Genomic DNA, 13,273 nt, shown 5'->3' on the forward strand with positions numbered 1-13,273 from the left:
CTGCACATGTCTTAGGCCGGCCACGCGGCGTCGCTATCCTTCCCGTACCGCATCATCGACAATGGACCGGTGATTCGGGATGTCCAAGTCCACAGGAGCATTGATGCCGCCTGAATACCTCGATACCCGCCAGCTGGAAGCATTCGTCGCGGTCATCTCGATCGGCAGCATGACCGGTGCTGCAAAGGCGCTGGGAAAGTCGCAGCCTGTCGTGACCCGCCTGATCCAGGATCTGGAGCACGAATTGGGGTTTCCGCTCTTGCATCGCAACGGCCCGCGCATCGGGCCGACCGCGCAAGGCATTGCCTTCTTTGCAGAGGCCGAGCTGTTCCTGAGTGGCTTGAGGACGATCAGCGAGCGGGCCCGAAAGATCGAATCGTCACAGGCAAAGGCTATCGAGCTGGCATCAATCCCGGCCATTGCGGCCGGCATCGTTCCGCTGGCCCTGCAAGATCTACCCGCCGACCTCTTTCCCGCCCATGTCCATGTACAGAGCATTGCGTCGGAGAGCGTGGTTCAGGCGGTTGTGGCACGGACGGCCGATGTCGGCATTGCGAGCCTGCCGCTCGACAATCCCGGCGTCGATGTCCACTGGATCGGCGAGGTGCCCTGCGTCGCCGTGGTGGCCGCCGGTGATCCTTTGGCCAGCCGCGAGGCAATTCGTCCGGAAGACCTGAAGGGCCGCCGCCTGATCGCGTCCGCCAATCCTTACCGGCTGCGGATGCGCATCGACGAGGCGCTTGCGGAATTTTCGATCGAGCCGGGCGGCGTCATCGACAGCAATGCCACCTATGTCTCGCTGTCGCTGGCGCGCGCGGGGCTTGGCGTCGCCATCGTTGAATCGGTGACGCTGAGCGGGTTGCCTGTGGCCGATGTCGTCGTGGTGCCGCTTGCCTTTCACATCCCCTTCTACTGGGGCGTGATTACCGCAACCGGCGCACCTCTGCCGTCCACCGTGCAGCGTCTGATCGCCGCGATCGAAGCGCGGGCGAATGCCTTGCCCCATTATCGCCGGCATGAGCACATCGTCTCGCCTAAAGGCGGCTGAACCATCACGTCACGCAGGGGGTACAGGGGCGGCGAGGCTGGATATCGATATCTCAGGATAACTGATCTCTACTCTGTCGCAGAGTGTCTTGTCCGCAAGGCGCGGGGCGGATGGCCGAAATGGCCCTTGAAGCGTGTAGAGAAACTGGCCGCATAGCCATAGCCCACTTCCGCTGCGATTTGTGAGACGGACAGGTCGGTGTCCAGAAGTAGTCGGCGGGCCTCGTTCATGCGCAGGCTGTCGATGAACTGCGCGACCGACACGCCATAGAGCCGTTTGAAACCGTAGAAGAGTTTCGTGCGATTGACCCCGACCCGCCGGCTGAGCGTCTGGATATCCGGGGGATCTTTGTAGCAACCCTCGAGGATCATGTGCGCGGTTCGCACGGCAGCAATATCGGCCTGACTCAGCCTTTGCGCCGCTGCCTTGCGCGTCTGCGCGACACCATCGATGGCAGAGAGGATGATGTCCTGCGCCTTGGTGGTGACGAAGGCCGCGTCGAGCATGCTTGTATAGCCGCGGCCGAGAATGGCCTGCGTTGTGTTGCGCAGGGTCGGGGTGAAGGCCAGAGGATAATGCATCCACTCCTCATCGCCCTCGGGCAGCTGATCGCGCAGCCGGATGCCGAAAAAACCCTCGATCCAGTCGGGACGACAGGCAATCGTGACGAAAGTCTGGCGCTGCTCGGCAGGCACACGCTCCCGAATGCGATCATCCGCCCCGGCCAGGAGAACGCCCGCCGCATTATCGGTAAGTTCCGGCCGGGCCTCACGGCCGATCCAGGTCTCGATCGAGACATCGAAGCCGAAATGGAAACGAACGAGGCCATCGTCGCAGATCTCGTAGCGCCGTTCCTGCTGAAAGGTGCAGTCGGCGACGAGAACGCGCATGTCGGGGGTGTTCACGTAGAGGAGATGACCCTCGCCCTCATCGACGTTCAGCCGCTTTGAGGTGCATTCGAACCATCCGTTCTTGTCCTGTTGAAGCTGGCTGTCGTCCACGATCCCCGCATCAACAAGCTGTGAAAAACTCCCCCACCGAAACGGCTTGCTCACCTTTGTCTCCATTCCCGCCAGCGCAAGCGTTATTGGTCCTGTTGCATAATGCGTGCAAGCACATCAAGCCACGTCGGCGCTGCTGATACTGCTGATGTCGAAGTTTTTGCTGCTTCGAGAAAAAGACGATACACCATCGGGAATGGCATCTCTCCATAAAATCGAATTTCGGAATCACCGTTGTTCGGGACGGCGGTGGTGCATGCAGATTGCATGGCATGAAAAGGGTGAGGGGAATGAAGATGACTGGCTCGAACGGTTTTCCTGCTGCAGCTTGCCGCGGGAAGGAACACCACTATTCTGCGATAGGCAGAAAGCGTCGGGCGATGCGGGCCTCCACCAGCGTTCTCGCCGTCATTCTCGGCGGCTCCCTTGTCCAGCCGGCTCTTGCCGATTCCGTCTATTGGAATGGCCCGGCAGGCGGTGACTGGTTCAGCGATGCAAATTGGGTCTGGGACGGGCATACCCCGTTGGCCGGCGACACCGCAACCATCAACACGTCCGGTCCCTTGATCGGGGCCGGCACGACCGGATCTGCGGGTACGCTCCTCGTCGGCACGGGCCAGACGGGCTCGCTGAGCATCAACGGCACCCTTGCCAATACCAGCGCCACACTCGGCTATAGCGCCGCCGCCGAAGGCACGGTAACTGTGAGCGGCATATGGACTGTCTCGGGTTCGCTTTATGTCGGCAATGACGGCGAAGGTACGGTGTCGATCGGCGGCGGCTCGGTCACTGCGGGCACGGCCTATCTCGGTGCGGGTGTCACCGGCACCGGCGCGCTGACGGTTGCTGGTCTCGGCCAGTTTTCAACCGGCTTCCTCTATGTCGGTTACGGTGGCAATGCCAACGGTCCGGGCGGCAAGGGGACGCTGACCGTCACCGCCGGTGACGTCACCAGTGCCGGCGCGGTCATCGCCGACGGCATTGCCTCCAGCGGCACGGCAACCCTTTCCGGTTCCTCCAGTGAATGGAACAATACCGGCATTCTGAGCGTCGGCGGCGGCGGCATTGGCAGCCTGACGATCGAGAACGGCGCAACGATGAACAATAACGGTGATTTCGCCATCGGCGGCCTGACCTCAAGCGCCGGTAGCAGCGTCTCCGTCACCGGGACGGGGTCGACGCTGGACATCACCGGCGGCCTGATCGTCGGCAATGCCGGCAGCGCCACGCTAACCGTGGAGGATGAGGCGACGGTGACGAGTGCCAGCGCCCTGATCGGTCGTCATTCCGCAAGTTCCGCCACCGTCACCGGTTCCGGCTCGTCCTGGTCCACCGGCGCACTGGTCATCGGCGGTGACAGCGGAGATGCCAGCGGCACGCTGGGCGAGGGCACGCTGACGATCTCGGATGGGGGCGCGGTCAGCAGCACATCGGCACGGCTCGGCGATGTCTTGGGGGCTGAGGGCTCGCTGATTGTCGATGGCGCTCTCTCCGGCTGGACGATCACCGGAGGCAATCTCGAAATCGGAAGCTCCGGCACGGGCTCAGTCACGATCCGCAACGGTGCGAGGCTCAGCTCCGCCAATGCAATCCTTGGCCAGAATGCCAATGCCAGCGGCACGGCGACCATCACCGGCACCGGCAGTTCCTGGACCGCCAGCGGCAATATCTATGTCGGCAATGGCGGCGATGGTGACCTCTCGGTGCGTGCGGGCGCCACTGTCAGCAGCGACGCCGGTTATGTCGGCACGATGGCCGGCTCCAATTCGTCTGTCACGATTGACGGATCGGGGTCCGAGTGGACCATGACTTCCCCCTTCATCGCCGGTTACAATGGCGATGCGACGGTGACGCTCAGCAATGGTGGCCGCATCAGCGCGCTTCAGGGCACGCTCGGGGATCTCGCCGGATCGACCGGTACGATGACCGTGACCGGCACGGGTTCCGAATGGAACGCCTTCGTCGACAACAGCATCGCCTATTCCGGATATATGAATGTCGGCCGTTTCGGAGACGGGGCTCTGACCGTATCCAATGGCGGCAGCGTGACCGGCTACCGGCTCTATATCGGCAACGAGGCCGGCTCCAGCGGCACCGTGCTGCTGACGGGTGCGGGCTCTAAAATCGACATGACGAGCCGCCTCTATATCGGCGCCGACGGTGACGGCGCACTGACGCTGACGGACGGGGCGACGCTGAAGGCGTCGGACATCCGTATCGCCTATGGGGCGGGCGTGACGGGCACGCTCAACATCGGGGCGGCATCCGGGCAGGCGGCCGCAACGGCCGGCACGCTCGACACCAGCGCCATCGAATTCGGCGACGGCACCGGCACGCTGGTGCTCAACCATACGGGCAGCGCCTATGACCTCTCTGCCGATATCAGCGGCGGCGGTCAGCTTCTCGTCGAAAACGGGACGACGACCCTGTCCGGCGCCAATAGCTACAGCGGCGGAACGACGATTTCGGGCGGCACGCTGATCGGAACCTCGGGCAGCAGTTTCGGCACGGGTGCCATTGTCAACAATGGCGCACTGGTGGTGAACGGCAGCGGCGAGCTGTCCAACGACATGTCCGGCTCCGGCTCCTTCGAAAAGGCCGGCAGCGGCACGCTCACCATTTCGGGCACCAACACCTATACCGGTGGCACGACGATCTCCGGCGGCACGCTGGCGGTGACGACCACCAGCCTCTTTGGCAATGTCGCCAATTACGGCACGCTGCTCTTCGATCAGGCAACCGACGGCACCTTCGCCGGCGATATTTCCGGCACCGGTAATCTCGTCAAGGACGGCACGGGCGTCGTCACCCTCACCGGCAATCTGACCTATAGCGGCACCACCACGGTCCTGGCCGGCAAGCTCATCGGCAACACCTCGACGCTGGGTGGTTCGGTGATCAACGAAGGCCGCCTTGAATTCGATCAGGCGTTTGACGGCACCTATAGCAGCGTGATCTCGGGTTCCGGCAGCGTGCTGAAGAGCGGAACCGGTGATCTGACGCTGACGAGTGCCAACACCTATACCGGCGGCACGACGATTTCCGCAGGCGTTCTCGCCGGCAATGCCGACAGCTTCGGCACCGGCGCGATCGTCGATGACGCAGCCCTTGTGGTCAAAGGCGCCGGAACCTTCTCCAATGCCGTTTCAGGCACCGGCACCTTCGAAAAGGCGGGCTCCGGCAAGCTAATCGTCACCGGTGCAAACACCTATACGGGCTCGACGCTGGTGTCAGGCGGCACGCTCTCCATCAACGGCAGCCTGACCAGTGCGGTGACGGTGGGCAATGGCGCAACGCTTGGCGGCAGTGGTTCGACGGGCGGGATTTCCCTGCTCTCCGGCGCGACGCTTGCGCCCGGCAACTCCATCGGAACGCTGACGGTGAATGGCAATGCCAGCTTCGCCAACGGCTCGACCTATGCGGTGGAGGTCGACAGCCTCGGCGCATCCGATCGTCTGGCGGCAAGCGGAGCGGTCACGATCGGCAATGGCGTCACCCTTGCCGTGACGCCGGAGAACGGCACCGACACCGGCGCAACCTATGCCCTCAACACGCAATACACGATCATCACCGCGGCGGGCGGCGTCGCCGGCCTGTTCGACAGCGTAACGGAAAATTTTGCCTTCCTGACGGCGGCGGTCGACAAGAGCGCGGACAATACGGCCGTTTACCTGACGCTCAATCGGACGACCGCCGATCCAGGTGCCTTTGCCGCGGCCGTCACGACGTCGAATGCCAAGGCGGCCGCCAATGCTGTCGAGGCGCTGGGGTCTGGGGCGACGCTTTACGACAGGGTTCTCTACCTGACGACCCCTGAAACTCAGCTGGCCTTTTCGCAGCTGTCCGGCGAATTGCATGCGTCGGTTGGCGCCTCGCTCATGGAGCGCAGCCGCCTCAGTCGCGATACCATCCTCAACCGCATGCGGGATGCCTTCGAACCACAGGATCAGTCCGGGGGAGGCATTGCCGGCGAGGCGATCCTGCCTGAGGCGCAAGGCGTGACGGTCTGGTCGAGCGGCTTCGGTTCATGGAGCCGTTACGGATCGGATGGCAATGGTCCGGCGATCGACGTCAATGGCGGCGGCGTCATGCTGGGCGCCGATACCGTCCTCGACAATCAGTGGCGCTTTGGTCTGGCGGGCGGCTACGGCCAGGACCGTGTGGCGGAAAACGCGCTCAACGCATCGGCAGATGTGGATAGCTATTACATCGCGGCCTATGGCGGAACGACCATCGGTCCAGCCTCCATCCGCTTCGGTGCGATCCATGCCTTCCAGGATGTCGACAGCCGCCGAAACATTTCCTTCTCCACCTTCAGCGACAGTCTGAACGCCGATTACGACGCATCGACCAGCCAGATCTTCGCGGAAGGCGCCTGGCGCTTCGACCTCGAGCAGGCGCATGTCGAGCCCTATGCGAACCTTGCTTACGTCAACACCAGGACGGACGGTTTTGCCGAGACCGGCGGCGCAGCCGCCCTCTCGTCAGCATCGCGCCATGACGAGCAGGTCTATTCCACGCTCGGCGTCCGGGTCGGCCGCGAAATTGCCGTGGAGACCATGCGCGGCAATGTGACGGCGGGTGTCGGCTGGCGTCATGCCTTCAGCGATACGACGTCAGAAGCTGCGCTTGCCTATGCCGGCGCCGGCAGCTTTACCGTCGCAAGCACCGGTACGGCGCGCGATGCGCTGCTGCTCAATCTCTCGGTGGGTTTCAATCCGGCTGAAAACGTCAATGTGTCGCTCGGCTATGATGCCCTCCTGGCAAATGGCGTCGATGAGCACTCGGCCATGGCCAAGGTGGGGGTCAAGTTCTGAAGCGGGCCATCGCGGCTGACGTCTGCCAGGTGCTGTCCACCGCGCTGAGCTGACCGTCCGGGCGCCGGCATCTCACCACGCGCATGACGGCGGATGGTCGCCGACCTCGCTTTATGAGGCATGCGCGATAGAGCGTCTGACGATGGCGTCCGCCCCAAAGGCCGTAGGTGAGGGCGCTCGCGGATGATGCGGCCGAATCTCCGGTCCTTTCAAGCGGCCACGTACTCTTCACGACACCTGGAGGGTTCTAACATATTCGGCGGTTTGATGCGCATGGATGCGGGTGAACCTGATCAGCTGATCGAAATGACGCTGCATTTTCCGGATCGAGTCGGCATTGTTCAGCACAAGATACATTCCGCCCACGAAGATCGCGGCGCGCTGAGAGCCGAAAATCGTGTAGGGAACGGAAAACCGCTCTTTTTCGTCGAACAGGAACAGGCGAAACGAGGGGTAGAGCTCGTTGATCAGACTGGCCATGTATTGCAGCTGTTCGGCGCGGACATCACGTTTCAGGCCGCTCCACATGCCGCGCCCCTGCGCGAAGGCTTGCAGCGTCTCCTGCGGCATGCACACTTCCATATCCGTGCCGGGCTGACGATTATAATCGAGACGGAAGGCCGTTTCGCTTGTCTGCGCCTTCACGCTCTGATGGGCGGAATCGGCCTCGAAGGCGATGATTTCCGGCGTGCGAAGAAGATCCGGGATACGGGCAGGGACATAGCGGATCTTGGAGCCGGTCGCCTCGGCATGCCATTTCATGAGCAGCGTCTCGGTATAATCCTCGCCGCCCTCCTCGATCTCGAAGCTCGGCCGCAACTCTCCCGTCAGGCCCGGATCGTGCGAGATGCCGAGAAGCCAGTCCAGCGATACCGAATGGCGCTCCGCAATCTTGAGAAGGGTTTCCACCCGCGGCAGACGCGCCGAACTGCCAGACAATAGTTGTGAAAGCGCGGACCGGTCGATGCCGATCCCGTCTGCGAAGGCGGAATGGCTGGCGCCAGATCGGGTCACGAGCTCGATCAACCGGATGCGGAAAAGCTCCGAGAGCGCGCGCTTGTCCATAAATAACCCCGTTGTTTACGATAGTAAACATATCGCGCTTTCTGTTGTCAAAATCAACAATCGGTCACCATAGTCTCGTTGTCCGATTCACCGGTTGGTGAAACTCTGTTCCCATTGAAGAGCAGGGGACGTTATGAGCGACATTTCCTTCCGGAGTTCGAAGCTTCTTTTCCATCAGCGGCGATCAGGCGCGTTGAAAATCGAGTGGCCGACGGTCGCGCTGCTTGTCGCCTGCTACGGCCTCTGGTGGGTAGCCGGATATGTCCTTTATCCCGCCGCTCCCATCGTCGCACTGGTGTTGATCGGGATCACAATTGCCTTGCATTCATCGCTCCAGCATGAGGTTCTGCATGGACATCCGACACGCAGCGCAGGGCTGAACGAGGCGCTGGTCTTCGCGCCTCTGGGCATCTTCTATCCCTATCGCAGCTACAAGCGGACCCACATCCAGCACCATGAGGACGAGCGCCTGACCGATCCCTTCGACGATCCGGAAAGCTATTATCGCGCGCTGAAGGACTGGGAGGCGATGCCCGCCGTCCTGAAGCGTCTGCTGGTCTGGAACAACACACTGATCGGGCGCATGCTGCTCGGGCCGCCGCTGATGGTCGTCGGGTTTACCGCGTCGGAGTGGCTTAAGATTATGAAGGGCGATCGCCAGGTCATGGTCGCGTGGGTCCTCCATGTCTTGGGGCTCATCCCGACACTGCTGGTCGTGTCCCTTGTGTTCGGTATCCCGGTCTGGCTCTACATCGGCGTCTCCGCCTATCTCGGGCTCTCCATCATTGCGCTGCGGTCCTATTGCGAGCACCAATGGTCCGAGCGGCCGGATGGACGCACGATCATCGTCGAGACCTCGCTGCTTGCGCCGCTCTTTCTCTACAACAACCTGCACTTCATCCATCACAAGCTGCCGTCCGCTGCCTGGTACAGGCTGCCTTCGCTCTACAGAGCCAGACGCGCCGAATGGCAGGCGATGAATGATGGCTATGTCTTTGCCAACTATTTCGAGGTTTTTCGCGCTTTCGCGTTCAAGGCAAAGGAGCCCGTTGTGCATCCTGTGTTGCGGCGGGACGAACACGCCGCCGCAGTCCATCCCGCCGCGAATGAACAGGTCGAGCGGGCGGGTTATCGGATGCCCGGTGAGGCCGTCATGCCGGATCTTGCGGTGTGAGGTGGATCGCAGCGCTTCCCATGTATGACTGGCCCGAGGTACGCGATGAAACCGATGCCGCCTGGGCCAGGATGCGGAAACGTTTCCTCGAACAGGGCATCGATGCGCCTCGAGATCTCGTTCGCCGCAATGGCGACATGCCGGCAGTTCGCGGCGGCATTCGCGGCGAAGATGGTTCGGTCATCGCGCCGGATCCGGCAACGCTTGATCCGGACGCCCTCGATCTCGACGTCCTCTGGCGCCATCCGGCGCTGCTCGTGTCCCAAACCTGCTGGGGGCCCATGGAGCTTGGCTTGCTGGAGCATGTTCAGGTCCTTGGGCAAGACCGTTATGATGGGATCGCCGGTGGCGCGGGGGCGCTCTATTCCAGCGCCATCGTCGCCCACAAGGGGGAGGGGGTAAGCACCGCCGCACCGGAGACAGGGGAGGCGCTCTTGCCGCTTGAACTGTTCCGCGACAGGAAACTGGCCTTCAACGAGCATCGATCGATGTCAGGCTATCTCGCCCTGAAGCGCGACCTGGAAGCCGCCGGTGAAAACCTCGGCCTGTTTGCGGATGTGGTCGCAACGGGGGCGCATCGCGCATCGGTCATTGCCGTGGCCGAGGGCAAGGCGGACTTTGCGGCGATCGACTGCAGATCCTGGCTGCTGGCGGAGCGGCATGAACCGGCGGCGAAAGAACTCCACGTCGTCGGCTGGACGGCGCGGCGAGCGGGGCTGCCCTTCATCCGCGCAAAGCGGATCGATCTCGATGTTCTGATATAGACGCCGCCGCGTCGCCCGCGATCAGATCAGTGGGGCGGGGCGCTCTGCGACAGAAGCAACCGGACCTTTTCCATGTCGGAGGAAATGGGCCGGTCGTCCGAATAATGGCGAACCTCAGCGCGAAGATGACGGTAGAGCACGTCCGTCCCCGGCGCGCGCCGCGCCTGGGTTTCGAGGAAATCATGCGCCTGCGTGGCTGCCATCCATTCGATTGCCAGAATATATTCGGCATTGTCGAGGAGGGCGAGAAGCTTGTTGGCGGCAGCGGTCGGATGCGAGAGAAAATCCTCCTGCAGGCCGGAGGTCAGGCCGCCATCCGTCGAGGCAGGGGCGGCCAGCCGCCGGTTCTCGTTTGCAAGGGCCGCCGCCGTATATTGCGCAATCATGAAGCCGGAATGGCTGCCGGGATCGGAGGCGAGGAAAGGCGGCAGCCCGCTCACCAGAGGATTGACGAGCCGGTCGATCCGCCGCTCGCTCATGGCGGCGATCTGCGCGATGGCAATCGCAAGCGCGTCGGCGGCTTGGGCCAGCGCCGGTGCCACCGCATGGGCTTCCGACCAGACAAGCGGCTCCTCCGGCGTCCCCGCAACGGCCGGATTATCGGTGACCGAGGCCAGTTCCCGGTCAACGATAGCCGCACAATTGTCGAAGAGATCGCGGGCAGCGCCATGGGCATGCGGAATGGAGCGCAGGCTGAGCGCATCCTGGGTGCGCCTGCCTTGCGCCGCCGCGATCAGCCCGCTGCCCTCAAGCCGCCCGCGCAAAGTCGCGCCAACGGCCGCGATTCCGTCGGACACGCGCAGCGACAGCACGGGCTCGCTGTAGGCCGGCATCTGGCAGCCCGCCGCCTCAAGCGTCAGCGCGGCAATCGCATCCGCCCAATCCAGCAAACGGGCGGCGCGGTCGAGAGCCACGCTCGAAAGACCGGTCGCGCAGGCCGTTCCGTTGACGAGGCTCAGGCCCTCCTTGGCCCCCAGAACCAGCGGTTCAAGACCGATCTCGGCCAAGGCATCCCGCCCGCTCAAGGCGCGGCCGCCGATATGCGCAGCACCTTCGCCGATCAGCACGAGGGCGGTGTGCGCATTATGCGTCAGGTAGCCGGCCGATCCGCGGGCGGGCACATCCGGAACGCAGTCGCGCTCCAGAAAGGTCGCCAGATGGGCAACGATCTGCCTGCGAACCCCGGAATAGCCGTGAGCGAAATTGGCAATCTGCGACGCTATGATGGCGCGCACCTCCCGGCGTGGCAGAAGCGGCCCCACGCCGCAGGCGTGGCTGAGAATGATGCTGCGCGACAGCTTGCTCTGCGCACCGCGATCAACCACCGTGTCCGACAGGGCGCCGACGCCGGTGTTGATGCCATAGGCGCGGATACCGCGCTCGACGATGCTTTCGACGATCCGGTGGGCGTTGTCGATGCGGTGCCAGGCGGCTTCTGAAAGCGCAAGACCATCGCCGTTGCTCACCCGCGCCACATCCTGCCAGGTCAGCGTGTCATTGAGCAGCACGGTCATGGGATTTCCTGAAATCAGTTTGGGCAAGGGGGCACAACGGTCGTTCACGGTCGGGCGATTGCCCTTCCTGAACAGACCCGAGGATCAGGTGCTATAGAGGCGATAGCGGCTGCCCGGATAGAGCAGGCGAACCGAGGAAATGACGCCGCCTTGCGACCAGGTGCGGCGCCTAACAAGAAGGCAGGGTTCCGTCTTGGAGATCGCCAGCAGCTTGCATTCCCAGGGCTGCGCCGTCACCGCCTCGATATGCTGCTCGGCCCTGACGATCGGTGCCACGGCGGTCAGATATCCGTTGGGCGTCGTCTTTGCGAAATCCTGGTCGATATAGTGCGGCACGATCGCATGGTTGACGAACCGATCCTCGATCTGCATCGGAAGGGAATCTTCCGCATGAACCATGATCGAATGGGACACCGGGCTGCCGATCTCGATGGCGAGCGCGTCCGCCAGTTGCGCATCGGCGGTTTCCATGCGCAGAGCGATCACGTTTGCCGTATGGACGCCGCCATTGCGGGTGATCTCGTCGGCAATATTGGGAACGCTCTGGAACTGGGATGTGCGTTTCTTGCTGGCGACGAAGGACCCCTTGCCCTGCACGCGGACAAGAAAGCCTTCATCCGCCAGTTCGCGCAAGGCGCGATTGGCGGTCATGCGGCTGACGCCGAGCAGGTCGACCAGTTCGTTTTCCGAAGGCACTCTCTGCCCGATGGACCACTCGCCGGTCTCGACACGGCTTCGAACATAATCCTTGAGCGTGACGTAAAGCGGCTTGTCGGATGCCTGCTCGTCCCGCGCCTTTTCGACCTGGTTCTCTACCGTTTGCATGAGGCTCCACAAAGCGAACGACAAGGGTTCGGCATCTGACACATCTTCAGCGCGTGCGCGGGTATGGTGAGTGCCATACCCGCGAAGCTCGGTCAGTTCAACTTGTGTTTCGCCAGCCATTCATCGGCAACGACGTCGAAGCTGTCGTGATTGGCCAGACGACCGTTCATGACGATGAGGTCCTCGGTCGTCAAAGCGGCCGATACGGCATCGAGCGTCTTCGTCACTACGTCGCTGACCTTTGCCTTGGCAATGACCGGCACGATGTTCTGGGCCGGAAACAGGTTCTTGACGTCTTCGAGGATGACAAGCTTGTTGTCCGCAATCGCCGGGTCTGTCGAGAACAGGTTTGCCGCCTGGACCTGGTCATTGACCAGTGCCGAAAGCGTCAGCGGGCCGCCGACATCGAGCGACTTGAACGACTTGAACTCAAGGCCGTAAAGTTCCTTCAGGCCGATGATGCCTTCCTTGCGCGTCTTCCATTCCGGAGGACCGCCCAGCACCAGCTGGGACGCAACCGGTGCAAGATCGGCAATCGTCTTCAGCTTGTACTTCTCGGCAGTCGCGCGGGTGACGGCAACGCCATCGGAATCCTGCGCCTGCGACGGCGTCAGCATCGAAACGCCGGCCGGCAAGGCGGCTTTCAGAGCCTTGGCGACGTCTTCCGGCGAATGCGCCGTTGCATTCTTGTCGAGATAGCTCAACGTCGCGCCGGCATATTCCGGCAGGAGGTCGATCGACCCGTCGAGAAGCGCCGGCATGTAAACCTCACGGCTGCCGATGTTCAGTTTGGTGTCGGTCTTGATGCCCTTTGCCGCAAGCGCCTTGGCGTAGATGGTGGCCAGAAGCTGGCTCTCCGGGAAATCCGCCGAGCCGACGATGATGGTGGTCTTGTCGGTGCGCGCGGCCGGAGCAGCCCCGAGCGGATCGGTCTGGGCAAGCGTCGTGGTGGCGGAAAGCGCCATCAGCGCAAACGCGCCGGCGGCCTTTAAGATACTGAATGCCATGCTAGCTACTCCTTGAGGTTCAACGTCATGAGACTGAAAACGCGGTTGGGTGGATGGT

Annotated in this window: 9 protein-coding genes; 4 read left to right on the top strand and 5 right to left on the bottom strand. The window is 62.7% G+C overall.

What is annotated here, in order from left to right; all coding sequences use genetic code 11:
- The first annotated feature begins 103 nt into the window (after positions 1-103).
- Complete coding sequence (locus ACEXP3_RS14240) at positions 104-1,048, top strand: LysR family transcriptional regulator (protein ID WP_377297881.1); 945 nt, start codon at positions 104-106, stop codon at positions 1,046-1,048.
- A 68-nt stretch (positions 1,049-1,116) separates the two neighbouring features.
- Here the strand turns inward: ACEXP3_RS14240 and ACEXP3_RS14245 are convergent, their stop codons facing one another.
- Positions 1,117-2,103, bottom strand: coding sequence for a helix-turn-helix domain-containing protein (locus ACEXP3_RS14245; protein ID WP_377297882.1), 987 nt, complete (start codon positions 2,101-2,103; stop codon positions 1,117-1,119).
- Between the two features lie 326 nt (positions 2,104-2,429).
- Between ACEXP3_RS14245 and ACEXP3_RS14250 the strand changes: the two genes are divergently transcribed.
- Positions 2,430-6,866: an autotransporter domain-containing protein gene (locus ACEXP3_RS14250; RefSeq protein WP_377297883.1), complete on the top strand. Its 4,437-nt coding sequence runs from the start codon at positions 2,430-2,432 to the stop codon at positions 6,864-6,866.
- A 228-nt stretch (positions 6,867-7,094) separates the two neighbouring features.
- On the opposite strand, the gene ACEXP3_RS14255 is transcribed toward ACEXP3_RS14250, so the two are convergent.
- The gene (locus ACEXP3_RS14255; protein WP_210104836.1) at positions 7,095-7,931 is read right to left on the bottom strand and encodes a helix-turn-helix domain-containing protein; all 837 of its coding nucleotides are present in this window, start codon (positions 7,929-7,931) and stop codon (positions 7,095-7,097) included.
- 133 nt (positions 7,932-8,064) lie between these two features.
- Here ACEXP3_RS14255 and ACEXP3_RS14260 point away from each other — a divergent pair, with 133 nt between their 5' ends.
- Together ACEXP3_RS14260 and ACEXP3_RS14265 are read left to right on the top strand one after the other, a co-directional pair.
- Positions 8,065-9,105 carry a fatty acid desaturase gene (locus ACEXP3_RS14260; RefSeq protein WP_377297884.1) on the top strand — a complete coding sequence of 347 codons (1,041 nt, stop codon included), beginning with the start codon at positions 8,065-8,067 and terminating at the stop codon, positions 9,103-9,105.
- Between the two features lie 20 nt (positions 9,106-9,125).
- Positions 9,126-9,869 carry a phosphate/phosphite/phosphonate ABC transporter substrate-binding protein gene (locus ACEXP3_RS14265; protein WP_377297997.1) on the top strand — a complete coding sequence of 248 codons (744 nt, stop codon included), beginning with the start codon at positions 9,126-9,128 and terminating at the stop codon, positions 9,867-9,869.
- Positions 9,870-9,895: 26 nt separating this feature from the next.
- Here ACEXP3_RS14265 and ACEXP3_RS14270 read toward each other — a convergent pair whose 3' ends face one another.
- The 3 genes from ACEXP3_RS14270 to ACEXP3_RS14280 form a co-directional block, all read right to left on the bottom strand.
- A complete protein-coding gene (locus ACEXP3_RS14270; protein ID WP_377297885.1) occupies positions 9,896-11,383 on the bottom strand; it encodes an HAL/PAL/TAL family ammonia-lyase in 1,488 nt (495 codons plus the stop codon).
- An 84-nt stretch (positions 11,384-11,467) separates the two neighbouring features.
- A complete protein-coding gene (gene hutC / locus ACEXP3_RS14275) occupies positions 11,468-12,208 on the bottom strand; it encodes a histidine utilization transcriptional repressor HutC (protein ID WP_377297886.1) in 741 nt (246 codons plus the stop codon).
- 92 nt (positions 12,209-12,300) lie between these two features.
- On the bottom strand, positions 12,301-13,215 hold the full coding sequence (locus ACEXP3_RS14280; RefSeq protein WP_377297887.1) for an ABC transporter substrate-binding protein: 915 nt from the start codon (positions 13,213-13,215) through the stop codon (positions 12,301-12,303).
- Positions 13,216-13,273: the final 58 nt, after the last annotated feature.

The sequence above is a fragment of the Neorhizobium fuzhouense genome (assembly GCF_042611105.1).
Classification (GTDB): Bacteria; Pseudomonadota; Alphaproteobacteria; order Rhizobiales; family Rhizobiaceae; genus Neorhizobium; species Neorhizobium galegae_A.